The 23,697-nt window shown below is 43.0% G+C and carries 26 protein-coding genes and 2 pseudogenes; 10 read left to right on the forward strand and 18 right to left on the reverse strand.

From position 1 onward, the window contains the following. Window positions 1–2: 2 nt before the first annotated feature. Window positions 3–344: a sll0565 family protein gene (locus NIES1031_RS17745; protein WP_073550832.1), complete on the reverse strand. Its 342-nt coding sequence runs from the start codon at window positions 342–344 to the stop codon at window positions 3–5. 102 nt (window positions 345–446) lie between these two features. On the opposite strand from NIES1031_RS17745, the gene NIES1031_RS17750 reads away from it, so the two are divergent. Further along, entirely contained in the window at window positions 447–740 is a 294-nt protein-coding gene (locus NIES1031_RS17750) for a DUF6439 family protein (RefSeq protein ID WP_218596845.1), read from the forward strand. 20 nt (window positions 741–760) lie between these two features. On the opposite strand, the gene NIES1031_RS17755 is transcribed toward NIES1031_RS17750, so the two are convergent. Further along, window positions 761–1,210: an ATP-binding protein gene (locus NIES1031_RS17755; RefSeq protein ID WP_073550834.1), complete on the reverse strand. Its 450-nt coding sequence runs from the start codon at window positions 1,208–1,210 to the stop codon at window positions 761–763. Window positions 1,211–1,648: 438 nt separating this feature from the next. Between NIES1031_RS17755 and NIES1031_RS17760 the strand changes: the two genes are divergently transcribed. Next, window positions 1,649–2,305, forward strand: a complete 657-nt coding sequence (locus NIES1031_RS17760) for a Uma2 family endonuclease (protein ID WP_073550835.1) — start codon at window positions 1,649–1,651, stop codon at window positions 2,303–2,305. A 136-nt stretch (window positions 2,306–2,441) separates the two neighbouring features. Here NIES1031_RS17760 and rlmD read toward each other — a convergent pair whose 3' ends face one another. Further along, the gene (rlmD, locus tag NIES1031_RS17765; protein ID WP_073550836.1) at window positions 2,442–3,842 is read right to left on the reverse strand and encodes a 23S rRNA (uracil(1939)-C(5))-methyltransferase RlmD; all 1,401 of its coding nucleotides are present in this window, start codon (window positions 3,840–3,842) and stop codon (window positions 2,442–2,444) included. Between the two features lie 82 nt (window positions 3,843–3,924). On the opposite strand from rlmD, the gene NIES1031_RS17770 reads away from it, so the two are divergent. After that, complete coding sequence (locus NIES1031_RS17770) at window positions 3,925–4,410, forward strand: allophycocyanin subunit alpha-B (protein ID WP_015187670.1); 486 nt, start codon at window positions 3,925–3,927, stop codon at window positions 4,408–4,410. Between the two features lie 8 nt (window positions 4,411–4,418). Here NIES1031_RS17770 and NIES1031_RS17775 read toward each other — a convergent pair whose 3' ends face one another. From NIES1031_RS17775 to psbP, 4 genes are all read right to left on the reverse strand, one after another. Continuing rightward, window positions 4,419–4,625: a hypothetical protein gene (locus NIES1031_RS17775; RefSeq protein ID WP_073550837.1), complete on the reverse strand. Its 207-nt coding sequence runs from the start codon at window positions 4,623–4,625 to the stop codon at window positions 4,419–4,421. Next, the gene (locus NIES1031_RS17780) at window positions 4,618–5,346 is read right to left on the reverse strand and encodes a phycocyanobilin:ferredoxin oxidoreductase (RefSeq protein WP_073550838.1); all 729 of its coding nucleotides are present in this window, start codon (window positions 5,344–5,346) and stop codon (window positions 4,618–4,620) included. Before NIES1031_RS17780 ends, NIES1031_RS17775 begins: the two co-directional genes overlap by 8 nt. Before the next feature lie 497 nt (window positions 5,347–5,843). Continuing rightward, window positions 5,844–6,434 (reverse strand): Maf family protein, encoded by a 591-nt coding sequence (locus NIES1031_RS17785; RefSeq protein WP_073550839.1) that lies wholly within the window; start codon window positions 6,432–6,434, stop codon window positions 5,844–5,846. 153 nt (window positions 6,435–6,587) lie between these two features. After that, a complete protein-coding gene (psbP, locus tag NIES1031_RS17790; RefSeq protein WP_073550840.1) occupies window positions 6,588–7,130 on the reverse strand; it encodes a photosystem II reaction center PsbP in 543 nt (180 codons plus the stop codon). A 192-nt stretch (window positions 7,131–7,322) separates the two neighbouring features. Here psbP and NIES1031_RS17795 point away from each other — a divergent pair, with 192 nt between their 5' ends. Further along, window positions 7,323–7,940: a hypothetical protein gene (locus NIES1031_RS17795; RefSeq protein WP_073550841.1), complete on the forward strand. Its 618-nt coding sequence runs from the start codon at window positions 7,323–7,325 to the stop codon at window positions 7,938–7,940. A gap of 191 nt (window positions 7,941–8,131) precedes the next feature. Here the strand turns inward: NIES1031_RS17795 and NIES1031_RS17800 are convergent, their stop codons facing one another. The 6 genes from NIES1031_RS17800 to NIES1031_RS17820 form a co-directional block, all read right to left on the reverse strand. Further along, window positions 8,132–9,007, reverse strand: coding sequence for a thermonuclease family protein (locus tag NIES1031_RS17800; RefSeq protein WP_073550842.1), 876 nt, complete (start codon window positions 9,005–9,007; stop codon window positions 8,132–8,134). A 256-nt stretch (window positions 9,008–9,263) separates the two neighbouring features. Next, entirely contained in the window at window positions 9,264–10,067 is an 804-nt protein-coding gene (gene larB, locus NIES1031_RS17805; RefSeq protein WP_073550860.1) for a nickel pincer cofactor biosynthesis protein LarB, read from the reverse strand. 87 nt (window positions 10,068–10,154) lie between these two features. Further along, window positions 10,155–10,412, reverse strand: coding sequence for a hypothetical protein (locus tag NIES1031_RS25075; RefSeq protein ID WP_218596846.1), 258 nt, complete (start codon window positions 10,410–10,412; stop codon window positions 10,155–10,157). Between the two features lie 368 nt (window positions 10,413–10,780). Continuing rightward, window positions 10,781–11,080 carry a hypothetical protein gene (locus NIES1031_RS25080; RefSeq protein WP_218596847.1) on the reverse strand — a complete coding sequence of 100 codons (300 nt, stop codon included), beginning with the start codon at window positions 11,078–11,080 and terminating at the stop codon, window positions 10,781–10,783. Window positions 11,081–11,096: 16 nt separating this feature from the next. Continuing rightward, on the reverse strand, window positions 11,097–11,378 hold the full coding sequence (locus tag NIES1031_RS17815; protein WP_218596848.1) for an SDR family NAD(P)-dependent oxidoreductase: 282 nt from the start codon (window positions 11,376–11,378) through the stop codon (window positions 11,097–11,099). Between the two features lie 92 nt (window positions 11,379–11,470). Then, the gene (locus tag NIES1031_RS17820) at window positions 11,471–12,535 is read right to left on the reverse strand and encodes a DUF3616 domain-containing protein (protein WP_073550843.1); all 1,065 of its coding nucleotides are present in this window, start codon (window positions 12,533–12,535) and stop codon (window positions 11,471–11,473) included. A 306-nt stretch (window positions 12,536–12,841) separates the two neighbouring features. Between NIES1031_RS17820 and NIES1031_RS17825 the strand changes: the two genes are divergently transcribed. Both NIES1031_RS17825 and NIES1031_RS17830 read left to right on the forward strand, forming a co-directional pair. Continuing rightward, entirely contained in the window at window positions 12,842–13,582 is a 741-nt protein-coding gene (locus NIES1031_RS17825) for a hypothetical protein (RefSeq protein WP_073550844.1), read from the forward strand. Between the two features lie 127 nt (window positions 13,583–13,709). Continuing rightward, window positions 13,710–14,708 carry a CHAD domain-containing protein gene (locus NIES1031_RS17830; RefSeq protein WP_073550845.1) on the forward strand — a complete coding sequence of 333 codons (999 nt, stop codon included), beginning with the start codon at window positions 13,710–13,712 and terminating at the stop codon, window positions 14,706–14,708. Between the two features lie 179 nt (window positions 14,709–14,887). Here the strand turns inward: NIES1031_RS17830 and cphA are convergent, their stop codons facing one another. Together cphA and NIES1031_RS17840 are read right to left on the reverse strand one after the other, a co-directional pair. Then, the gene (gene cphA, locus NIES1031_RS17835) at window positions 14,888–17,584 is read right to left on the reverse strand and encodes a cyanophycin synthetase (protein ID WP_073550846.1); all 2,697 of its coding nucleotides are present in this window, start codon (window positions 17,582–17,584) and stop codon (window positions 14,888–14,890) included. 184 nt (window positions 17,585–17,768) lie between these two features. Beyond that, a complete protein-coding gene (locus NIES1031_RS17840; protein ID WP_073550847.1) occupies window positions 17,769–18,629 on the reverse strand; it encodes a cyanophycinase in 861 nt (286 codons plus the stop codon). Window positions 18,630–18,989: 360 nt separating this feature from the next. Between NIES1031_RS17840 and trmD the strand changes: the two genes are divergently transcribed. From trmD to NIES1031_RS17860, 4 genes are all read left to right on the forward strand, one after another. Then, the gene (gene trmD, locus NIES1031_RS17845) at window positions 18,990–19,694 is read left to right on the forward strand and encodes a tRNA (guanosine(37)-N1)-methyltransferase TrmD (RefSeq protein ID WP_073550848.1); all 705 of its coding nucleotides are present in this window, start codon (window positions 18,990–18,992) and stop codon (window positions 19,692–19,694) included. A 129-nt stretch (window positions 19,695–19,823) separates the two neighbouring features. Further along, on the forward strand, window positions 19,824–20,303 hold the full coding sequence (gene ispF, locus NIES1031_RS17850; RefSeq protein WP_073550849.1) for a 2-C-methyl-D-erythritol 2,4-cyclodiphosphate synthase: 480 nt from the start codon (window positions 19,824–19,826) through the stop codon (window positions 20,301–20,303). 22 nt (window positions 20,304–20,325) lie between these two features. Next, complete coding sequence (locus NIES1031_RS17855) at window positions 20,326–21,210, forward strand: SMP-30/gluconolactonase/LRE family protein (protein ID WP_073550850.1); 885 nt, start codon at window positions 20,326–20,328, stop codon at window positions 21,208–21,210. A gap of 3 nt (window positions 21,211–21,213) precedes the next feature. Continuing rightward, on the forward strand, window positions 21,214–22,989 hold the full coding sequence (locus NIES1031_RS17860; RefSeq protein ID WP_073550851.1) for an ABC transporter substrate-binding protein: 1,776 nt from the start codon (window positions 21,214–21,216) through the stop codon (window positions 22,987–22,989). A 128-nt stretch (window positions 22,990–23,117) separates the two neighbouring features. On the opposite strand, the gene NIES1031_RS26590 is transcribed toward NIES1031_RS17860, so the two are convergent. From NIES1031_RS26590 to NIES1031_RS25785, 3 genes and pseudogenes are all read right to left on the reverse strand, one after another. Then, entirely contained in the window at window positions 23,118–23,264 is a 147-nt protein-coding gene (locus tag NIES1031_RS26590) for a hypothetical protein (protein WP_236738888.1), read from the reverse strand. A gap of 21 nt (window positions 23,265–23,285) precedes the next feature. After that, window positions 23,286–23,423 (reverse strand): annotated as a pseudogene (locus NIES1031_RS26595) (hypothetical protein); the annotation flags it as partial. A gap of 78 nt (window positions 23,424–23,501) precedes the next feature. Then, a pseudogene (locus NIES1031_RS25785) lies at window positions 23,502–23,697 on the reverse strand (hypothetical protein); the annotation flags it as partial.

Genomic DNA, 23,697 nt, shown 5'->3' on the forward strand with positions numbered 1-23,697 from the left:
CACTAGCTTGTACAGGACTTTAACATCCAGCCGATCAGCATTCCTAAGCCACCGAAGCGCACAGCTTGCCAAAATGGTTCTTTGAGACTTCCCCAAGAAAACAATTGACTTTCTAAATTTACTTCGATTTCGTCAAGTTCGGCTTGAATGCGTTTTAATTCAGCTTGAAACTCTGCATTTTTCGTTTTACCAAGTTCTTTTTGGCGCTGATGAAGGTTTGCTTGACGCTGTAAGTCAATTTGCACTTGAGTATATCTTTGCTTTAACGCAACGAGCGATCGCTCGACCTTTGCAAGCGATCGCTCAATTTCACTTGATAATGGTTCTTGGGGCGGCTGCGCCATCTCGGATATGGGATGAAGGTTCGTGTATCTTGTATAGCAAACCTAAAACTAATTGGTATGCATCCATGCATTATAAGTAAGAATAAATAAAAATACCTTTTAATGAGTATGTTACAAGCTGACCAAGATAAGAAAACTTCTGATATCCAAAACTTGAGTACTTTAGAACTAGCGCAAGCTTTGATGGAAAAACTGGCGATATCGCCCCAAGACTGGCATCGCTTAAAGTCTAACCGTAAAGTGCGTGCTAGCGAGCAAGCTGCGGCGGCAATTGTATTTTTACTGAAGGATCAACCTGAAGAAGCTTTACAACGACTCAACCAAGCATCTAGCTGGCTAGATCGCTCAATTTCTGCACCACCTTGTCCCACACATGGACACACAAGTCAAGGGTAAGCACACAGCTATATGTGGATTTAATGTAATAATGGTAGGCGGAAACGATTATTAAAATGCTTACCAAGTCTTAACTCTGTACCATTGGCGTTCCAATGAACGCGATCAAAAATTTTGTGTAAAATACATAATCCCCGACCATTTTCTGATTCTTCTGGAGGTAAGTATTCGTGAGGATTTCCCTTGCATTCGCACGGAGGAGTAAAACCTCCACCCTCGTCTGAAATTAACCACCAGTAGTGGTCGTCTTCGATCTTAAACTTAACGATGACTAGCTTACTGGGATCAAGATTGTTGCCGTGTTTTGCTGCATTCACTAAGGCTTCTTGTAGCCCTAAACGTAGTTCTGCTTGCCATCTATGGGGTACTTCTGCCAAAAGTAAGTCCAAAATCGGACACAGATAAAGAGTTGAGGCAAAGCTAATTGTACCCCAAGGACGTCCTACTGGACGAGGTGAAATAGTAATCACAGATCAAAAACCTCGTAGCTTTTAGCTAGTAAATATCAGCCTTTGTTTGGCAGATTTTAGTTACTTAAATCCAATTCACTCTGAGCAAAAACTAATTTGTTCTAAAGAAATTGGAGCATTTCACTGAAACACAGTTTGTGATCTGGTCGTGTAGTCTATTGTGATAAATATGATTGTGCAGTCATTTGGTTGTATCAAGCTTTCAGCCTTCAAAAGCATAGATTCCTCGTCAGTTTTCTGCCAATCTATAAGTACATAAGCCAAACTAAAGTTGACTCACTTGCGGATACACCTGTAACCGGTTTTTCTAGCTAAAAAATGCAAGTTTAATCTTATTCTAACATTTATATACGTAGAGACAATACTTGAAGTATTGGTATGTGCGATCGCAAGTTACGTTCACGTTCAACAAAATATAATAGTTATTAATTGTGAATTATGGTAATGCTGCAACTGAGTCAAATTGATGTCTCACCAGGGCAACGCATAGTATTGCAAAATGTAAACTGGCAGCAATTTGAGGAGATTTTAGAAGAATTAGGCGAACATCGTGGCTCGCGAGTTGCCTATAGCCAAGGTACGTTAGAGATTATGACACCGCTGCCGGAACATGAAGTTACCAAGGGAATCATTGGAGATTTAGTAAAAATCTTACTTGAAGAATTAGAAATAGATTGCGAGTCTTTTGGTTCAACGACTTTCAAGCGACAGGATATGGAACGCGGAGTTGAGCCGGATGAGTCATTTTACATTGCAAATCACGCACAAATGATTGGTCGCAGTAGAATCGACCTAACCGCTGATCCTCCCCCAGATTTGGTGATTGAAATTGACGTAACGTCTAAAACCCAGATGGATGCTTATAAAGCATTGAAAGTTCCCGAACTTTGGCGGTTTGAGAATCGCCAGTTACGAATTGATCTGCTGCAAAATAACCAATACATCGAGTCTTCTATAAGTCCAACGTTTCCTGAACTGCCGATTATCAAAATTATTACAGAATTTGTTGAGCAAGCACGTTCGACAGGGAGAAGTCCTGCTTTAAAAGCATTCAGACAATGGATTCGACAATGGCGCGCGCAGAATTCGTGTTGATTAGGTGGTAGCGTGATGAATTTAATGGCTAATTACTGAGCTTTTTACGGATAGCAAACCTACGGTAAAAGCTATCTAGGCTGATGATTCTGAACTCCTACCATGTTTTAAGCACCTCTTCAATTGGTCTATAGTGCTAGTTTTTGACAAGAAAGGCTGCACACTCTACGTGCGATGTCTGTGGAAAGAAATCTGCGGGTTGGACGCAGAATAGATGATATACTCCAGTTTGACATAGTAATTTGAGGTCACGAGCGAGCGTTGCGGCTTTACAGCTAACGTAGACAATTTGTGGTGGTTGAACTTGCAATAAAGTTTCAATAACTGTGCGATCGCAGCCTTTACGCGGCGGATCGAGTAACACAACATCAGGTACGATTTCTAGGTGGGGTAGTAATTTTTCAACCTTGCCCGCTTGAAAAGTAACATTATGGATATGATTTAAATCCGCATTGCGTTGGGCTTGCTGTACTGAAGTTGGCTGCAATTCTAAACCGATTACTTGTCTAACTTGCTGCGCGAGGGGTAAACTTAGCGTACCAATTCCACAATACGCATCAAGTAACACTTCGTGTCCGTGTAAATTAAGTTGCTGTGCGATTTCCTGCAACAAAGCTTCTGCGGCTTCGGTATTAACTTGAAAAAATGTCTCAGGACGTACTTGAAATTGTAGTCCGGCAAATTCTTCAATGAGGTAATCCTTACCTGCAATACACTGAGTCTCTTGCCCAAAAATTGCATTGGTGCGATCGCCGTTGCGATTTACAGCTACGCCTACTAAATGTGGATATCGGTGTAACCATTTCTGCGCTTGAGTTGTAATTTCTGGTATCCAATCTTTGACGACAAGCGTCAAAAGCATTTCACCAGTGCGACGCCCAATGCGTAGCGCTAAGTGACGAATTTGCCCTTGATGGCGCTTTTCATCGTAAATTTGCCAGTTTTGGTTTTGAATATCTTGCTTAATTTCGCGTAGTAAGGGATTTAACCGCGAGTCTTGTATCGGACATTGATTAAGATTAATTAGTTGATGGCTATTTTTTTGAAAGTAACCTGCTTGAACTTGTCCGGTTGCGGAAATTCCTAAAGGATATGTCGCTTTGTTACGATAGCTTAACGGTGACGGTGCGGCGAGAACCGAATCAACTGGGGGATGTTTAAAGCCACCGATGCGTTGTAAAGCTTGTACGACTAAATTGCGCTTGGCTTCTAATTGATATTTATAGCTGATATGTTGCCACTGACAACCGCCACACTTATCAGCAACGATACAACTCGGACGAACGCGGTGTGGAGAGGATTCAAGGAACTCGTAAAGCTTAGCACGCGCGAATTCGGGTTTAGTGTAGGTAAGGCGTACTAAGGCGCGATCGCCTGGTACAGTATCAGGAACAAAAACAACGCGATCGCCAAATTTTCCCACACCGTCACCAGTATCACTCAAGTCATGAATGACAACTTCGACTAAATTACCTTGTCGCCACAAATTTTTTGACTGATTTTGAGCATCGATATTAGATAATTCTGTTATAGACACAGTATTCTCTCTCTTTCTTTAAGTGCCACTGACTCGTTAAACTACAAGTGATATTCTTTTGATCTTTGAGATACCCTTAATCATGAGCATAGTCAGCAACGTTATTCTTAAAGCCGACGACGAACTGCGTTATCCTAGCAGCGGCGAATTAAAAAACATCAAAGATTTTTTGCAAACCGGCGAACAACGGATGCGTATTGCGAGTACGCTAGCAGAAAACGAAAAGAAAATTGTACAGCAAGCCAGTAAACAACTTTGGCAGAAACGCCCCGATTTTATTGCGCCTGGTGGAAATGCTTATGGCGAACGCCAACGGGCTTTGTGTCTGCGTGATTACGGTTGGTACTTGCGCTTGATTACATACGGTGTGCTTTCTGGAGATAAAGAGCCGATTGAAAAAATTGGCTTAATTGGTGTCCGAGAAATGTATAATTCGCTCGGAGTGCCTGTCCCAGGAATGGTTGAATCGATTCGTTGTCTTAAAGAGGCATCTTTGGGCTTATTAAGTTCAGAAGACGCTGCCGAAGCTGCGCCCTACTTTGATTATATTATTCAAGCTATGTCTTAGTGCTAATGTCAATTCGACGGAAAAGCAGCTACAGAAACAAAACCGTCTTCACTGGTTTGTTTAGCACGAAATTTCATTAGTCCACCTTCGTGGACTTTGCTTATCAAGCCGCGACAAGAGTCGCCAGGCTTCACAAACGCCCCACAATCTACGACTGTTGCTAGCATTATTGTTAGAGCGATCGCAGGTGGTGGGGACTGTTTTAATTCATTCAACGTAATCAAATAATACTGTCGTCATATAGCGTTCTGCCCATTCTTTGCCAAAAGCTTTTTCTAAAACGCGGCGGGTTTTATCGTTTTGCTGTTGTTGCGTACAGTATTGGCGTTGACCTACTAGGATTTGTGCTTGTTGTGCTGCTGATACAGGTTGCGCGGCGATCGCCTGTGTCACATGAATGTCTAAGTAATTTTGGACTTGCTGAAGAAATTTTGCTTCTTCGACTTCACTATTTGGGCGAATAAAGAGACAAAATTTTGAGAAAATGTGTCCCCATTCGGGAAGTTCTCTTGGTTGAGAAAATGCAACTGCAGAAAGCGCGGCTAATGCTTGAGAATAGGCATCAGGTAAGTTACCATCCGTAACAGGAGACAAATCGGCGATCGCTGCACTAATTTGCCCTCTACCGCCGACTAAATCGCAACCAAACATCGGTAAATTGTATTCAGGGCGAGGAAACATGACGCAATGCAGAATATCCAGCGTTGTTCCTACTTTGGCAAGTTCGAGGTGCATTTTGCGAAACTGCAGCGTTTGGTAGCAGCGATTTTCAATCGTGAGTTTTTCGCCTTCTAATCTTCCTTCGACATACCCAAACTCATGCGGTAATTGGTAAGGAGATAGTTCTAAGCGCCGCCACGTTGACTCGATGGTATCAGCTAATTGACGAATTAAGGGATGCTGTTGTGATCGTAGCGAGTAGGTCGTGGATGTCATAAAACAACACTTGTGTTTACTTGTTGTTTTAACTAGATTACCGCTAGCAGGAGTGCCGCTTGCCTAAAAGTAAACTTATGAAACAACTTCTTGCTGAAAGCTACTCTGTTTTTGTAGCATAAGTTACAGAAAATATGTAAAATATTTGTATTTAGCCGCCTGGCGACTGAAATTGCAGCTTGACGTACAAAGTCCACCTGCGTAGACGAATGCGGTTTCAACCGCCAAACGTTATTTTTGCTAACGAAGGAAACAGTAATAAAGCTTGATGTCCGCAAAATCCGCAACGAACAATTGCAATGGAGTATCAAACCTTTTCTAAATCAAGTACAACCAGAATTGACAGCAAATAGCTAGGTACAGTTGCGCGAACTTCCTAGCGATTTTAGTCACGACGAGGCGTTGTTTTTGTGTTAATTACTAAGTGATAAATGGGTTGCGTAGGTGTTCCGCAATGTGGAAAAACAACTTGACGCGCATCAGTTTTATGCATTGTATTAGTGCCAAAAATCTACAATGTCATAGCCCAAATCACTCAGCATCTGACGTAGTAGCGGTAAACTCAAACCGATGACGTTAGTGTGACAGCCTTCTAGCTTTTCTACAAATAAACCGCCTTTACCTTCTAACGCAAAGCCACCTGCGCATTTAAGCGGTTCTCCTGTCGCGACGTAAGCTTCAATTTGGCGATCGCTTGCAGAAGCAAAGTAAACTCGTGTCACTTGGCAGCGTACTAGTGTATGGTGTTGACGCAAGTCAATTAAAGAATGACCTGTGTAGAGTTCGCCAACATTACTCCGCATTTTCTGCCAACGGGCGATCGCTTCTTCTGTATTAGTCGGCTTACCATGAATTTCACCGTTGATGAATAAAACCGAATCGCACCCCATAATCAATCCAGAATCAAATTGAGGTGCAACAGTTTCTGCTTTACTACGGGCTAAAGTTTTAACTAATAACCGAGGATCGCGTTCTTGAATTTGAGATTCGTCGAAGTTACTAGGGAAAACTATAGGATCAATTCCGACGCTTTGTAGCAAACGACGTCGCGCGGGGGAAGCAGACGCAAGAATAAATTGCATAGCCATGTGAGAGAGGTCAGGGGTCAGGAAATTTTTCTGGTGTGAAGTATTATGCAGTTTGTTGATTCGTGCAAGGTAAATTTTGAGTGGGTTTGAAAGTCAGGGCTGTATTTTTCTGACACCGTGGATTCCTCACGCTTGATCGCTGCTTGTAAACTACTAATAAACTGTAAAAGATTTGACGACTGCATCTAGTGTAGGCTTGACTTTTGTCCAACGTCGTTCGGGGGTAGAGGCGTTGAACGTGAATAATTTACCACGACTGACGGCGACACTGGCGATGTTGTGGCGTTGTTGTTGATTGGGAAGCTTGACTGTGTATTCTAGAAGGTAGTACGTTTTTGCGTCTGTTGCTAATTCTTCAGCGTTAACTAACTCAGCTTCTCGCCCAGATTCGGGAGGTGCGATCGCGCTTTTTCCTAGTTTATAGCCTACCTCGCTGGGACTTCCCAAATCAGCTAAAGTTTTGCCTTGAGGAACATCACTAATAACGACAGACACGTTTTCGGTTGTTTCTATTAAATCGTGAAGTACCACATCAGGACCATTCGAGACATTGACTGGAACCCACCCATTAGGATACAAAAACTCATATCCATCGGTGCTATCGACATAACTTTTTAAGCCAGAAACGGCTGATGAACAGCTTGTCAGACTGACGCTGAAAGTGATTAATAAAATTACCAAAATTCGTTTCAACATTTCTCCCTTTAAGGCTTTTACACCTATTCTCTATAAGATTTTCTGTGACAAAGAATTGCTCTAGCGTGGATTGAGCGAACAAATCTCGGTAACAAATATACTCGAGGCAATTTTCATTATCTCACCTTGGGATACTCGCCTTGATACGTGTTGCTTGTCATGCTGGAGATCAAATCGATAAGGAATATATGTATGCTGACAACAGCAGAATTACGTTGGTTTTATCCTGGTAAACTACCACAACACGTTTGTCAATGGTTTGAGCAAGATCAGCTTGGATATTTAGCACCAGCGGAAAAACGCCAAGATATTTATTTATACGTTCCTGAAAGTGATTTTGTGGGTATTAAACTGCGACAGGGAAGATTAGAAATTAAATGGCGCAAAGCCAAATTAGGTGATTTACAATTTGGCAAGACTACAGGTAAAGCAGAAAAGTGGGCAAAGTGGTTGTGTGAAGATGCAAGTAATGAAATCTTTCAGCCACAAGAGGTTATAAGTAAAAAAGCTTGGGTGAGTATTAACAAGGTACGTACTCAGCGAAAATATCAACTTTCTGCCAGACAGGAAGTTATCGCAATTGAGATCAATGATTCAAGCAGCAATCGCACTTGTAATGTAGAAATAACCGAGTTAGAAGTTAATCGCCATCCTTGGTGGAGTTTAGCTTTTGAAGCTTCTACTGATGATGAATTGCCGCTTGAAAATCTTAAATGTGTCGCTGAGTGGATTTTTAAAACGTATCCTGGAGAACTAGAAAGCGAAAATTCGTATGCTTATCCTACTTGGTTGGATATTGTACTAGAGTGAAGCCGCTTCTCACCCTGTTTGAGCGTTTGAAAAGCCCTATAAGTCCACACCACTTGCTACAACGGGGGACACCCCTACAGACATTTGCGGTACTGTCGGCGCAGCGCGATCGCGCAGTGTCCTCTGGATCGCAGGGATTCTCCATTTCTGGGGACTTTAGTAGGTAGAGTCTATTTATAAAATATCTACTCTTATTTCTCGACAAATGTTATATCAAGTAAGTCGGCTTGGAAAACAATTTTATTATTGCGTTGTTTAATTAAGTCACTTAGCTTGAGTTCCATACTATTACCTACAACAACAGAATCATTTTCATTGCGCGAACCAGAAGAAATAGAAATCAGCCAATCTTTTAAATTACCCTCGAAGCCTTTATCGACAGCTTTTAGGTAATCAATACTGCGACGGAATAATTTAGGTAAGATGAGTTGTCCATTAGGTGTAGTAATCGAAGTTTTATCTTCTAATTCAAATTGATTTGTGACATCTTCCGCCCAAACACCTAATTGATCGGCTTTCGCTTTTGTAGCAGCTTTACGTAATGATTCTCGATGAGTCAAAGGTGTAGATGTGTAAACTGTATAATAGGCATTACCATCTTGAAGCATTTGATGATTGATTGTTTTTTCAAGTTGTTTTTCCTCAACTCGAATCCAATCTGCATCGTCTAGTTGTTTTGTATCTTCTTCTAAGAAAATATAGGAGACTGGACGACCGTTAGCATCTGCAGCTTTTGATAGAATCGCTCCAGGCACGCTATCTGGGTTAGCAGACTCAACGCGGTTTCCTAGAAAAACGATATTTTTGAAACCCATCCCCTCTAGAAGGCAATCGCGGGTTTTATCGCCCAAGATTTGAGCATCTCTACCGTAGTGAACTTCAGGGGCATCAATCCCTTCAAATCGTAGTTGTACGCTGCGATCGCGTGACAATTCAATCCGATAACTGCGATGCAGTTCTTCATACAAATCTGGATTATCAGCGATAAATCTGACTGAATCGCCATCAGGTTCTTTACCTTTGATGACAAACTTACCTTTAATGACACGATAAAATGGTGCTGACATAATAATGTGTCCCAAACACAACTACTTCTTTCATCAACACGTTGTTCCTATTTTCTGTATATTTGTAATTTAATTTTATGATTATTAACTTAATAATTTTTGAACTATGAACGAAAACGGTAAACCGAACTTAACGCTCGCTAATTCTGTCTGACTCAAAACTGTTGTAGGTAGATAAACAGATACAGATACTAGTATGATACTTAAGATAATGGCAACACTCGTGACAGGTTGCTTCATAAAAGAGTTTTCTTAGCTAATCGCTGCTTTGACTTAGATGTAACTTGTGCGCTGCTCTTAAAATTTGTCCAGCCAAAACCGCCGCACCAAAGCCATTATCGATATTTACAACACCAACTCCCGCGGCACAAGAATTGAGCATTGTCAAGAGGGGCGCTAATCCACCAAAACTCGCACCATAACCGATACTAGTGGGAACCGCAATCACAGGACAATCGGCTAAACCTGCAACAACACTGGGTAACGCACCTTCCATTCCAGCGACGACGATTAAGACATCTGCTGATTCAACAACGTGGCGATTATTCAGCAAGCGATGAATTCCAGCAACACCGACATCCCACAACCTATGAACGCGAAAACCGGAGAGTTCTGCAGTCACAGCAGCTTCTTCTGCTACGGGTAAATCAGCAGTACCAGCGGAAAGAATACTAATGACACCACCTACCCCCCCTGGGTCTCCCCCACTAGGGAAATTGGGAGGTGTGATTGCACAGATTCGCGCCATTGCGTAGTAATACAAATCTGGCACTTTTTCTTGTAACTTGGCGTAAACTTCGGGTTCAATCCGCGTCGCCATGACAACCGAACCGCGATCGCGCATGGCGATCATAATTTGGGCGATCTGATCGGGTGTTTTTCCTGGTCCCCAGATAACTTCAGGAAAACCTGTGCGTAAACGGCGATGATGGTCAATTCGGGCAAAATCGCCAACAGGTTCGTAGTTTAAATATTTTAGCTTATCAAAAGCTTCTACTGGATTTACTTCACCAGCAGCAACAGATTCTAAGAGCGATCGCAAAGCTTCGGGTTGTGTCACTTTAAAATCAGAAGAACGAACCACAGAGGCGCAGAGCACGCAGAGGAGAGGAAAGAGTTAATTCTGTTTACATATTACATTATACATTCAATCGTCTTGTACTTTTAATTCATACTTGTTCCACAGTGTACCGCTAAGCGAACCGAGGGCGGAGTATTTTACGCCTTGAATGTGATCGCGAATTGCTGCAATCGAGAGGGGATTGACTAAATAAATATAAGGTAAATATTCCTGCGCAATACTTTGTGTTTCTGCATAAATTTCTTGCCGCTTAGTTTCATCAAATTCCTGTGCCCTTGAATATAAGGTCGCCCAATTTCTGCTTCCCAGCCAGCGATTTCCCAACCTACTAGCGGTTCTTGTCCTGCTAAAGGTTTTTGATTAAAAGTATGCAATCTACCATCAGGTAGCCATATGTTTGCACCATCATGAGGTTCTACGGTTCCAGAAACAAAGCCTAAAAGATGACATTCCCTGTCGAGGGAATGAGAAAGGCGACCAACAAGTGTATTAAAGTTAATTGGATTGAAATCTACTTGAATCTTGGCGAATTTGCGCTTGCATTGCTATACGTGTTCGATTCTCTGCATTGGTAATCAGGGAAAAACGGACGCGATTACCTTCAGCATTGAGTAGTTGAGCTTTGGAATTGTATTTAAATCCAGCTTTTAATAATAAGTCTCGTGCTTTATCTTGATCGTACTTGTAAGTTTTTAAGCCTTGTTCGGGTGAGAGATAATCAGGACTTTGCAGAAAAATCGATGAATTCGGTGAATTTTGAATCGTTCCAATGCTACGAAAGGTATTTTTTTCAGCATTGTCTGACGATCAATTGCATAGGCGATCGCTTGGCGAAATTCTAGTGTATTAAACCAACGCGATTTAATTGGATCAACCACAGTTCCATTTTGTCTACGACCTTTATTGAGATTAAAAGAAATGAAAGTTTGCGTAAATCTTGGTCTTCCGTTGTAGACAGGAAATCTACCGTGTTTTTCCTCTCGTTTCAGCAACGCCCTCGAACTGTTCTCAAATGCTGTCAAAATCGAGATTTTCCAGTGTAACGCGCTTAATAATGCCAGCATTGTTGATCAATACATCAATCTCAGTCTCTCCTAGTCGCTTGTGCAGATTAGTAACAGAAGCGTCAGAGGTAATGTCAATACCCTCTTCTAAGCGAACTCCTAACGCCTTCAACTCATCTGTTGCAGACCGACACACTACAATTACAGTATCTCCACGCCGCTGAAGTTGGCGACAGTACTCATAACCAATTCCGCGATTTGCCCCTGTTACTAAATACGTTGCCATAAGATGCCCGCAGTTCGATTGTCTTTTCTGATTTTGGGCGATCGCATAATTATTTTCTCGCGGTTTTGCTCTCAGTTTTAGTTGCAGTGTTCCTACGATAGATAAAAGATATCTGCAACGACATCGCCTTCGCCTTGTAAGCGCGATCGCGCTGGTGCATCATACAAAACTAGCAAAGAATGGACAGAAGTAACGTCATCAAGTAAAGTGATACCCTCCGCATGATCGTCACCATCTCCATAGGGAATATCTAATTCCGCTTGCGGTTGTGACAAACTATTTTCAGATAAATGTACGCCCTTTTCTAAACGATATACTTGTACGGGTCCATCCAAGTCCATCGTTGGTCCTGCGAGTATTAATAAATCCTCTCCAGCCAAACACAAATCCCGAACGCCTAAGCCTTTCAAGTAGATAAAATGTTTTTTGTATTGCTGTCCTTCTGTACCAATCGCTTTTAGAGTTAGCGTTTCTGGGCTACTATTTTCTAATTCGATTTCCAGCATCACAGCCCAACCACGCAACACAGGACCGCGCATTCCTAAATAAATACGATTTTCATAAACAGCTAAACCCTCAATATCAAATCCATTTTCTTTTCCTGGAATTGCTGCATCGATATAAGAACCTAGATGTGGATCGTTGGCTAGTGCATCCATTAACACATTGCCGCGTGGTGTAATTTTTAATTTAGCAGCAGTGAGTGTTTCTCCACCTTCTGGGGTAAAGGTTTTATATAATTCACCATTAATTAAAGGAATTTTACCGAGTAGATAACGATTCGGTTCGGATTCTAACTTGGTTAATCTGCTAACATTTTTTTCATTTGTCTTATCAGGTTTAGGCTTTTTACGTTTCCAACTGTGCGAACCTACAAACCATAAATAAGGCTCTACATAAGCCATACCTTCGATATCAATCTCTTGCTCTTCGGTTGCTGGTAAATCTATAAAATCTTTGACTCGAAACTGCTTATGCTCTGTAAATAATTGTAGATCAGAATTGTAAGTTAATCGCTCGATTGATGATGTTTCATCTGACCCTAACCATAAATATTTATCAGTTGTTAAGCGTATAGCAGAAAGATCTTCTCGATGCTCTCTAAATTCATCCTCAAAGCGCAGAATAATTTGGTTTTTATTGTGTTGGTTAGTCATAAATTATAAAATTAATTTGTTCTTTATTAATCCTACTAAAAATTATATTTTAGCTTTACTGATTGTAAAATTAGCCTCTTTACAAAGTAGCGTTTTGGTGGTACAAGCATCAAGCGGCTAAAATGCTAATTACTGTAACAAAAACCGCAGTCTTTTCATAAGCCTAACCACACCAAGGCAACTCATGCAAAGATATTCTCGCAAGCTCTATATTAAATTAACTCAAAAAACTTTCCGCAGATGACAATGATGCTCTAATCTCTAAAATAAGAAACGTACCTCAGGCAATTATCGGAGACTTAACTTATGGTTGCAGGAGAATTATTCATCTCAGAAGAGATGATGACTGCGCCGGAACATCCTTTAGCGAATCAGTTAGAAGCCTCTGTAGCAGATCCCTTGCAAGAGTCACTCGTTAAAATTCGGGAGAAGCAAAAGCACGACCGCATTCCTGGAATCGTTAAACGGCTCGTACCCATCGATAATAGTACGACTTGGGAGTACTGGTGGTGCGTTCCTGGACGCATGATTTTACCCGAAGACTTAGAAGTATTGCAAAGCGATCGCCCGCGTGTCGAAGCAATTTTATCGCGAATGGTTTGGCTGTGGGGAGGGCATTGCTTCGGCGAACAATCAATGCATAATCTTTCCAACAGCGAACCAATTTACGATTGGCAAAAAGTTTTAGATTTTGCCCACCAACAAAACCTCACACCAGAAATTCTCGATATCGATTATTTACCTGCGGTCGTCAATCGATTATACACTCAAGAATCTGACGCCGTTTCAAGTCGCGCTACTCCTGAATATGTAGGCGTAGAACCTGCCCATTGGCATATTGAACTTTTTCAACTACAACCTATTGAAGGCGGCTACGAATTAAAAGAACCAAAACAACTCTGCAGTTGCCAAATCTGGACGAGTAAACCTTTTCTCAAACATATCGCCACCGGCGAGATAAAGTTTCCAGAAAAAAACTTGTGGCTGTCGCGTCCGCTTGACTTAACGATCCCTCCTTGGTCATCACCTGAAATTGCTGGGTATTAGTACACTATCGCACCAGCACTTAAGCAGATAGAATATATATAATGGATGTCTTTGGCTATTGTCATTACCTCGTTCACTCACACATCCCTATCGAGCTTGAGTAGTTTAACTCAAGAGCGTAACTACCATGATATTAAGTACCCATAAAGCTCATACTCTAGGAGACTGGGCATCGCTAGCAATTCAAAAGCATTTTGAGAAATTTCTCAAGCACGAAGCCAACGTCCTAAAAGACAAACATCCTGAAGACTTACACCAAATGCGTGTGGGGATGCGTCGATTACGCAGTGCGATAACAGGGTTTGCACCAGCAATTGATTTACCAAAACCCGCACAAGAAAAAAAAATCGGCAATATTGCTCGTATCTTAGGTGAATTACGCGACCTAGACGTATTGCGCGAAGCCTTAGAGAAAAAATATCAGCCGACTTTACCAGGAAAAGAAAAAAAGTCGCTCGATAAAGTCCTCACTCAACTAGATAAAAAACGTACTCAAGCATTTGCTCAAGTTAAAACAACTTTAGAAGGCGATGCTTATCAATCCCTCAAGCAGTCTTTAACAAAATGGCTTAAGCAACCCTCCTATCATAGAATTGCTCAAATGCCAATACAAGAAGTATTACCAGATTTACTTTCACCACAAGTCAGTCAACTACTCCTGCATCCTGGCTGGTTAGTCGGTACTGAAGTGAAAGATGGCGAAATTCATATTTTACAAGACCTCTCGCCAGCAATGGTAGAACAGCAACTTGCTGATGACGGTTCGCTGCTGCACGATTTACGCAAAGAAGCAAAACGTACTCGCTATCAAATGGAAGTCTTTAGTGACTTCTATGGCGACACTTACAATACTTATCTCGAAGAAGTTAAGCGCATTCAGAGCATATTAGGTCAAATTCAAGATAGCTTTATTTTGTCTGAATTTATGACCGATTCTTTGCGTTTAGAAATGAAAAGCCATCTACCCAACTTGGCGAACCAACTCACAGGCGCAAACTACCAATCATGGCAAGAGTGGCAAAGTATCCATCAGCGGTACTTGAATCCCGAAACTAGAACTAACTTTCGGGCAATGATTTTGCAACCAAATGCAGAAATCACTCAATCAGGCAAATTCGATGGCTAGCTTGGCGACTTCCTTCGCAGCTAGAAAAACAAAGTCCACCTGTGTGGACTTGCTAGCCCAACTCTAGGAGAAACTCTCAAAGTTCCTCTTGGATTATGCAGGGCTGATTCATTGACAGATCTCATTGTCCTTTTTCTACAATCAATGAATCAGCCCTGGGGGACGCAAGGGGGCTTCGCTTAGAACTGATTAGCAACTGAAGACTGAACGCTAATTTGCGTGTCATGAGTTACCGTTGATTCGTTAACCTGCTGAATTTCGTCTTTGATGGGGCGACGCACTTCAATCAAGCTAATAGCACGGTTCACACTCTCAGGCAGAATCACAACTAAACTACCTTCAGAAGCAATATCTAGTCCTTTATTGATTGCCGTTGTCTCGTCCAAAATGGACTCGTAAGGACAATCAGGCTTGACTTGCATTATCCCTTTAAGAATAAGTTCAGCAGCCGAACCACGCGATCGCCCACGAGTATCATCGTCTTCTTTGATAATAATGCGGTCGAATATGCCTGCGGAGAGTTTACCAAGCGTTATAAAATCTTCGTCGCGGCGATCGCCAGGACCACCAACAACACCAATTCTTTCGCCGGGCCAATTGCGGATAAAACTGCCAAGGGCTTCGTAGCTGTGCGGATTGTGCGCGTAGTCGATCAGCGCATGGTAGCGACCTAAATTAAATAAATTCATCCGCCCTGGCGTTTGATTAACCGAGGCTTTGAATGTATTTAACCCGGCGCGAATTTGCTCGATCGAGACTCCCTGGACAAATGCGGCTAAGCTTGCGGCTAACGCATTCGCAATCATAAACGGTGCTTTGCCTGCCATTGTCAGGGGAACATTCACCGCTTGTTCAATGCGTAATGTCCAATCACCTTTAAGAATTGATAAGTAGCCATTTTCATACACTGCTGCCAAACCGCCTTTTTGCGTATGCTGCTTGACAAGTTCGTTTTCAGGGTTCATTGTAAAGAAAGCTACTTGGGACTTGACGCGATCGCGCATCGCCGCAACGCGTGAGTCATCGGCATTGAGTACCGCATAACCATTCGGTAACACTGCTTCTGCGACAACACTTTTAAGGTGTGCCATTTGGTCGATTGTATCAATATCACCTATACCTAAGTGATCCGCCGCGACATTTAACACAACACCGACATTACTCGCATCAAACGCTAACCCAGAGCGTAAAATTCCGCCGCGTGCCGACTCTAACACCGCAACTTCTACAGTCGGGTCTTGTAGAATCAGTTGAGCGCTTTGCGGACCTGTATTATCACCTGGTTCAACTAAATAATCACCAATATATGTACCATCAGTTGTTGTGTAGCCAATTGTTTGACCAGTTTGTTTAAAAATATGCGCAAGTAGTCGCGTTGTTGTTGTTTTGCCATTTGTACCCGTCACCGCCAAGATGGGGATGCGGCTGGGTTTTTCGGGGGGAAAGAGCATATCCAGCACCGCACCCGCAACATTACGCGGAATCCCCCGACTAGGGCTAACGTGCATTCTAAATCCAGGGGCAGCATTCACTTCGACAATCACGCCATCGACTTCGCGCAAAGGACGTGTAATATCTGGGGTAACAATATCAATTCCGGCAATATCTAGACCAATAATTTGGGCGACACGCTGCGCTAGCCAGACGTTTTCGGGATGAATGTCATCAGTTCGGTCTACGGCAATTCCACCTGTACTTAGGTTTGCTGTCGCGCGCAGATAGCAAATTTCATCTTGAGGGAGTACTGTATCGAGCGTGTATCCTTGTCTTTCTAGAAGTTGATAGCTTGTGCGATCGAGTTCAATGCGGGTTAAAACATTATCGTGTCCTTCGCCGCGATTCGGGTCGCGATTCGTTTGGTCGATAAGTTCTTCAATCGTACTCACACCATCGCCAATAACGTGTGCTGGAACGCGTTCGGCGACCGCTACGACTTTGCCATCAACAACTAACACGCGATGGTCGCGACCTGTATAAAACCGTTCGACAATCACTGAGCGCGAAACATCTCTTGCTGCATCGTAAGCGGCTTCGGCTTCTTCCCAATTGCGAATATCAATTGTAATACCGCGCCCGTGATTACCGTCGAGGGGTTTGATGACGATTGGATAGCCGCCGACCTCTTCGATTGCCGTTTCGAGTTCGTCGAAGTAGCTGATAACTGTGCCTCTAGGAACGGGTACGCCTGCGTTGGCAAGAATGCGTTTCGTTCCTTCTTTGTCACAAGCAAGTTCTACGCCCAAAATTCCGGTGCGGGCTGTCATCGTTGCTTGGATGCGTTTTTGATGGACTCCATAGCCGAGTTGAATCAAAAAGCGCGTTCCTAAAGACATCCAAGGAATACCTCGCGCTTCAGCTTCTAGGACGATCGCATCGGTACTTGGTCCTAGGGCAGCATCGCGCTGCAATTCTCTAAGGTCTTCGAGGTCTTGCTCAAGCTCTTGGCGAAGATAATAGCCTTTGTTCACAATACTTTGGCATAGACGAACTGCGGCTCTAGCTGCATAACGCCCTGCTTGTTCTTCTTGGTACTCAAAAACGACTTGATACACACCAGGAGTTGCTGTTTCGCGCGTTCTACCAAAGCCTGCGGGCATTCCGGCTAGTTCTTGGAGTTCTAGGGCGACGTGTTCAACGATATGCCCCATCAGTGTACCTTCGCGTACGCGCATTAAAAAACCACCATGACAGCCAGGCGAACACAAATGTGATTCCAGACTTGGTAGCGCCGCGACTAATCCTTCGTAGAAACCTGGTATTTCGTTCGAGGGTTTCTCTGCTAAATCTTCTAGGTCTAATCGCATGACGATTAGTTTGTGTCGTCGAATACTCCAGTAATTAGGACCGCGTAAAGTCTGGATTTTGAGGATTCTCATGTGCGCTCTTGAATTCGCATCCAATATTCTAGTTTCCACTTGGGCTTGAGCAGGAAACTGTTCTCGGTGAACAGTTTGTCAGCTATATTTTTAGAGGGGTTGGAGATCTGAGGTCGGGGGTCAGGAAATTTAAAGCGTTTGTGCCTTATGTGACTTCCTTAATGATAGTTCTGTAGGAACCCAATTACTTTTGCAGATGACTGGTCGGTAAAATTTGGCGTTTGTGCAAGTGATAGCGATCGCCGTAGCTGAGGATATGCAACCGGAGATTGTGCAAACTTAACGGATCTGTCGCACTCACCTCGCTGTGATTTGTATGCGTTAATTCACCAGGATCGATGACTGTCACCGTACCTTTACCCATCACTTGTAAAGTGCCATCGTTTTCTACCAACGCGCAGGTATCTTCATCAATGCCAATTCCGAGGCGGTCTGGATAACACGCGATCGCGCTAATTAAGCGTGCCATGCGGTTGCGGTTTTGAAAATGCTGATCGACAATCAACTCAGGAATAATCCCTAAACCGGTTCCCAGGTCAACCAACGAGCGATTCGGCGATTCACCGCTGCCACCACCAGCAATCATATAATGTCCCATCACAGCGGCTCCAGCACTCGTTCCCGCGAGGGTTAATTCTTTGCGTTGGACGCGCTGGCGAATTGTTTCCATCGCCGGAGTATCAGCCAACACACCGCACAAGCGCAATTGATCCCCCCCCGTCCAAAAAACTCCGGTACAGGTGTCTAAGCACTTTTGGATGTCAGGATCTTCACATTGTTGGCGTTCGCGAATATCGAGTAACTCTACTTGCTTCGCCCCCATTTCTTCAAAGATACTCATGTATCTACTGCCAATAATGGCTGGTTCGCGCGAAGCCGAAGGAATAATCGCAATATGTGCATTCTGGGCACCAGCGCGTAAAAAAAATGTTTGTAAGATCTCTCGTCCGTGAACTTTGTCTTCAGCACCGCCTATAATTAATACAGCGGTTGTGGTAGCTTGGGGCTTTCTCATTCCTAGCAACTGAGCTTCTAATTGCGCCATTCTGTGTCTTCCTCTCTTCAGCTTCAGGGATAAACCCGACCGCAACTCAATAACTTCAGATCGCGTGCGTGACCTGATTTTTTTGCTTAGCAGATTCCAGCGATTGCTCATTACCGCACCACAAATACGAAACACTCTGATAAGCAACTGCTTTGCTGAGGATTGCTCCAAAGCCGAGTAATTTTTGACCCTGAATCTTCAATAATAATCCGCAAGATGTGAAAATATTTAAACATAATTTAAGCAATTAGAAAAACTTTTAGCTCAGACACAAGTCACAGGCACAGGCGAGATGCCTATGTTACTAGCTACTAGTCGCTAACTACTGCTTCAGATTAACTGTTTCGCTTTTGAATTATTGTGCGATTTGATATAGTTACTCTATTTCCCGATTTTTTTAGCTCTGCCCTACAATCAGGATTGTTAGGGAAAGCTTTAGCGCGACAAATTGCTACAGTCAATTTAATCAACCCCCGCGATTTTACGACAGATAAGCATCACAAAGTTGATGACGAACCTTATGGCGGTGGTGTAGGAATGCTGATGAAGCCGGAACCTATCTTTGCGGCGATTGAATCTTTACCCGCTTTACCGCGACGGGAAGTTATTCTCATGACTCCCCAAGGGCAAACACTTAAGCAGCCTTTACTACAAGAATTAGCAACGAATTACGACCAACTAATCGTTATCTGCGGTCACTATGAAGGCGTTGATGAACGCGTACTGCATTTGGTGACGCGCGAGATTTCTTTAGGTGATTTTGTACTCACTGGAGGTGAAATTCCAGCGCTAGCATTAATTAACGGCGTTACGCGGTTACTTCCTGGAACCGTTGGGAAAGTTGAATCGCTCAAAGCCGAAAGTTTTGAAGCAGGATTATTAGACTATCCCCAATATACGCGTCCGGCAAAATTTCGGGAATGGAAAGTTCCTGATGTACTGCTTTCGGGAAACCATGAAAAAATAGCGCAGTGGCGATACGAACAACAAATTCAACGCACGCGCGATCGCCGCCCTGATTTATACGCTGAATGGTTAGAAAATACCAAATCGCAATCAGAATAGACAGGTAATGGGTAACCGAGTGATAACTTATGAATGCGATCGCTAAAGGTAATGGGTAATTGACAGTTGCCGATTACCCATTACCAACTGCGGTATCGTTAACTAAAAGAGGGCTTTTTTGTAACTGCAATGAACATTCGGATTGGCAATGGCTACGATATTCATCAACTCAGCTTTGATCGGCGTTTAATTTTGGGTGGTGTCGAAATTCCGCATGATCGCGGTTTACTTGGACATAGTGATGCTGATGTTCTTACCCACGCGATTATGGATGCGATGCTGGGTGCTTTGAGTTTAGGTGACATTGGGTTGTATTTTCCGCCAACAGATCCGCAGTGGAAAGGCGCAGATAGTTTAGTGTTACTTGCGAAAGTGAATCGATTAATCGGCGATCGCGGCTGGCAAATTGGTAATATTGACTCGGTTGTTGTCGCGGAACGTCCAAAGTTAAAACCGCATATTCAACAAATGCGATCACGGCTTGCAGAAGTTTTAGAAGTCCAACCCGAACAAATTGGCATCAAAGCAACAACAAACGAAAAATTAGGTCCTGTCGGTAGAGAAGAAGGTATCGCCGCGTATGCGGTAGCATTACTGCAACAAAGTTAGGGGTCAGAGGTCAGGGGTCGCTATGATAAATTTTATTGATGAATCACCTAAAAATATTCTCACCGCTAGAGCAAGGTTAGGCGAAGGACCTTGTTGGCATTTACAAAAGCAATTACTATACTGGGTTGATATTTATAATCACCGAGTCCACGAATTTAATTCAACAACAGGCGAACAAAAATTCTTTGATGTGGGCGAAGTTGTCGGCTGTATTGCACCCGCAAAAACAAATCGCTTGATTATGGCGCTGCGTCATCGCTTGGCTTTTTTAGATACGAGTAATGGTGAGGTGACACCGATTATTGATGTTGAAACCGAAAAGCCGTCGGATATTCGTCTGAATGATGGTAAGTGCGATCCGGCGGGGCGTTTTTGGTTTGGTTCCATGTCTACGAGTGGGTCTAGAGCGCGGTTATTTCGCTACGATCCTGATGGTTCGTTACACGTTGTCTTAACAGGGTTAACTGTATCAAATGGACTCGGATGGAGTCCGGATCAAAAAACGTTTTATTTAACTGATTCACCCACAAAAAAGATTTACGCTTTTGATTTTGATGTAGCTAGCGGCGATATTAACAATCAACGTGTATTTGCTGCAATTGATATTGATTCGGGTGTTCCTGATGGCTTAACAGTAGATCGCGACGGGTGCATTTGGTCAGCAATTTGGGATGGCTGGTGCGTTGTCAAATTCGATCCTACAGGAACAGAGATGGCGCGTATTTCTATGCCTGTGCAGCGCCCTACGTGTTGTGTTTTTGGTAATCAAGATTTAGCAACACTTTACATTACAACTGCGTCAGTCGGTTTGAGTGAAGAAGAAATTCAAAAAAGCTTCTATTCAGGAGACTTATTTAGCCTCGCTACGAATACTTCGGGTATGCCTACTTACGAATTTGCAGGGTAAAGGATGAACGCTATAGTCAAAGGTATTTTACGTCGGTGGATTGCCATTGGTTTGAGTTTTGTTTTGGCGATCGCACTTTCGGGTTGTAATCCTGCTAATTTTGAAACAGTAGCCGCACAAGTTCCCCAAATTGTCGTTAGTGTCCTCAGCGATCCGAAAACTTTTAACTATGCACTGAATCAAGAGTCCCCAAATATTTTTGGCTTGACCTACGACGGTTTAGTCACAGAGAATCCGCTGACTGGTGCAGTTGAACCAGCTTTAGCCGAATCGTGGGAGATTGCTGAAGATAACTTAAGAATTACCTTTACGTTACGCGAAGGATTAAGATGGTCTGACGGAGAACCATTAACTGCTGATGATGTAGATTTTACCTACAACAGCGTTTATCTTAACGAAGCGATTCCCACTGATACTAGAGATATTTTACGTATTGGTGAGAGTAGACAATTACCAAGCGTTCGTCAACTTGATGCGCGTCGAGTAGAATTTACCACCCCAGAACCTTTTGCACCTTTTTTACGGATTACAGGTTTACCTATTTTACCTGCTCATGCTTTGCGCGAAGCAGTCGAAACCAAAGATTCGCAGGGAAACCCTCGATTTTTAACAACATGGGGAGTTGATACACCACCACAGCAAATTATTGTGAATGGTCCTTATCAGCTTGAGGAATATGTCACTAGTCAGCGTGTTGTCTATCGACGTAATCCTTACTATTGGCGGCGAGATTTTCAAGGCAATCCACAACCTTATGTTGAACGGCTCATTTGGCAAATTGTAGAATCCACTGATACATCTTTGATTCAATTTCGTTCGCAAGGCTTAGATTCTGTCGGAGTGACACCTGAATACTTTTCACTCCTCAAACGTGAAGAAGATCGCGGCAGATTTACAATATACGAAGATGGTCCTGCACCTGGAACCAACTTTATCTCGTTCAACCTTAATAAAGGTCGCAGAAATGGTCGTCCATTAGTCGATCCAATCAAGTCGCGGTGGTTTAATTCTCCAGACTTTAGACGGGCAATCGCCTACGGAATTGATCGTCAACGGATGATTAATAATATCTTTCGCGGTTTGGGAGAATTGCAGAATTCCCCGATTTCTGTACAAAGTCCCTATTACCTGTCACCAGAGGAAGGACTAAAAGTATATGAATACGATCCTGATCGCGCAAGAGAATTACTCCGTCAAGCCGGATTTCAGTACAATAGTGCCGGACAGTTGCTTGATGCTGAGGGTAATCGCGTCCGCTTCTCATTAATTACAAACGCAGGTAATCGCATTCGAGAAGCAATGGGTGCACAAATTAAACAAGACTTGAGCCAAATTGGTATTCAGGTTGACTTTAATCCGATTGCTTTTAGCGTTTTAGTAGATCGCCTTTCAAATACGCTTGATTGGGATTGTCATTTATTAGGCTTTACTGGTGGGATTGAACCTAACGATGGCGCTAATATTTGGTCAGTTGAGGGTGGTTTGCACAGTTTCAACCAAACACCACCTCCAGGACAACCACCACTCGAAGGACGAGAAGTTGCAGACTGGGAACAGCAAATTTCCGATCTTTATATTGATGCAGCGCAGGAGTTAGACGAGTCACGACGCAAAGCAATTTATGCTGAAACTCAGCAATTAACGCAAGAATATTTACCGTTTATTTATCTTGTGAATCCTTTAGCCATGACAGCGGTACGCGATCGCATTCAAGGTGTTCAATATTCTGCCTTGGGTGGTGCTTTCTGGAACATTCACGAGCTTAGAATAGTAGACTAACGTGATGCTTGATGCTTAGCGACTGAAGTTGCGGCTTAGTTTACATCAGTCCACGCAGGTGGACTGATGTAAATAATCTATCTTGATAAAAACCTATGAAGATAGATTTTGTCTGTATAGCTGCGGTTTTAACCGCTAAGTGCCAATTGTTGCGCCAACTCAGTGTATTCAGGCGAATTTAATCGTTGCTGTGACACGGCTAAAACTTGCGTCATTTTCCCTTCAAGAAGTGCAGTGATGGCTAACCACAACCCTGGGAAAACGCGCGATCGCACGACACCTTCTTTATCCGGTTCGAGTTGTCGATATTCACCTTCAGATAACTCAAACCAATCAAGTTTATTTTCGTAGATTTGCCAGATGATATATTCTTGTACTCCATTACGACGATAAGCATTTTTCTGATCGTAAGTGCAGCAATTTCTACAATTAATTCGGGTGCGCCTTCGATGTAGTCATCGTCACTCAATTGCGCTTGTTCCCCTGCAACTGAATCGATAAACAACACTCCATCAGGCTGTGGGTTCGTTGTCTAAATCTAATCGCACTGTCGCGTTATCTCCTAACCTTACTCCTGGTGTAGCAATACGGTATGTCCACATCCAACCAATGAGATGACTATGAGGTTCAGCATGGTTTGTAAAACGCAACGGTGACGATGCACGATGCGCGGTTGAGTTTTGGCAGGACTCCAAATTCCAGTCAGCT

Source organism: Chroogloeocystis siderophila 5.2 s.c.1 (assembly GCF_001904655.1).
Lineage (GTDB): Bacteria > Cyanobacteriota > Cyanobacteriia > Cyanobacteriales > Chroococcidiopsidaceae > Chroogloeocystis > Chroogloeocystis siderophila.

What these genes read in the sequence shown, in the direction of transcription:
- NIES1031_RS17745 (WP_073550832.1), bottom strand. Translation starts at nt 344, where the DNA reads ATGGCGCAGCCGCCCCAAGAACCATTATCAAGTGAAATTGAGCGATCG.
- NIES1031_RS17750 (WP_218596845.1), top strand. Translation starts at nt 447, where the DNA reads ATGAGTATGTTACAAGCTGACCAAGATAAGAAAACTTCTGATATCCAA.
- NIES1031_RS17760 (WP_073550835.1), top strand. Translation starts at nt 1,649, where the DNA reads ATGGTAATGCTGCAACTGAGTCAAATTGATGTCTCACCAGGGCAACGC.
- NIES1031_RS17770 (WP_015187670.1), top strand. Translation starts at nt 3,925, where the DNA reads ATGAGCATAGTCAGCAACGTTATTCTTAAAGCCGACGACGAACTGCGT.
- NIES1031_RS17780 (WP_073550838.1), bottom strand. Translation starts at nt 5,346, where the DNA reads ATGACATCCACGACCTACTCGCTACGATCACAACAGCATCCCTTAATT.
- NIES1031_RS17785 (WP_073550839.1), bottom strand. Translation starts at nt 6,434, where the DNA reads ATGGCTATGCAATTTATTCTTGCGTCTGCTTCCCCCGCGCGACGTCGT.
- psbP (WP_073550840.1), bottom strand. Translation starts at nt 7,130, where the DNA reads ATGTTGAAACGAATTTTGGTAATTTTATTAATCACTTTCAGCGTCAGT.
- NIES1031_RS17795 (WP_073550841.1), top strand. Translation starts at nt 7,323, where the DNA reads ATGCTGACAACAGCAGAATTACGTTGGTTTTATCCTGGTAAACTACCA.
- NIES1031_RS17800 (WP_073550842.1), bottom strand. Translation starts at nt 9,007, where the DNA reads ATGTCAGCACCATTTTATCGTGTCATTAAAGGTAAGTTTGTCATCAAA.
- NIES1031_RS17815 (WP_218596848.1), bottom strand. Translation starts at nt 11,378, where the DNA reads ATGGCAACGTATTTAGTAACAGGGGCAAATCGCGGAATTGGTTATGAG.
- NIES1031_RS17820 (WP_073550843.1), bottom strand. Translation starts at nt 12,535, where the DNA reads ATGACTAACCAACACAATAAAAACCAAATTATTCTGCGCTTTGAGGAT.
- NIES1031_RS17825 (WP_073550844.1), top strand. Translation starts at nt 12,842, where the DNA reads ATGGTTGCAGGAGAATTATTCATCTCAGAAGAGATGATGACTGCGCCG.
- NIES1031_RS17830 (WP_073550845.1), top strand. Translation starts at nt 13,710, where the DNA reads ATGATATTAAGTACCCATAAAGCTCATACTCTAGGAGACTGGGCATCG.
- cphA (WP_073550846.1), bottom strand. Translation starts at nt 17,584, where the DNA reads ATGAGAATCCTCAAAATCCAGACTTTACGCGGTCCTAATTACTGGAGT.
- NIES1031_RS17840 (WP_073550847.1), bottom strand. Translation starts at nt 18,629, where the DNA reads ATGGCGCAATTAGAAGCTCAGTTGCTAGGAATGAGAAAGCCCCAAGCT.
- ispF (WP_073550849.1), top strand. Translation starts at nt 19,824, where the DNA reads ATGAACATTCGGATTGGCAATGGCTACGATATTCATCAACTCAGCTTT.
- NIES1031_RS17855 (WP_073550850.1), top strand. Translation starts at nt 20,326, where the DNA reads ATGATAAATTTTATTGATGAATCACCTAAAAATATTCTCACCGCTAGA.
- NIES1031_RS17860 (WP_073550851.1), top strand. Translation starts at nt 21,214, where the DNA reads ATGAACGCTATAGTCAAAGGTATTTTACGTCGGTGGATTGCCATTGGT.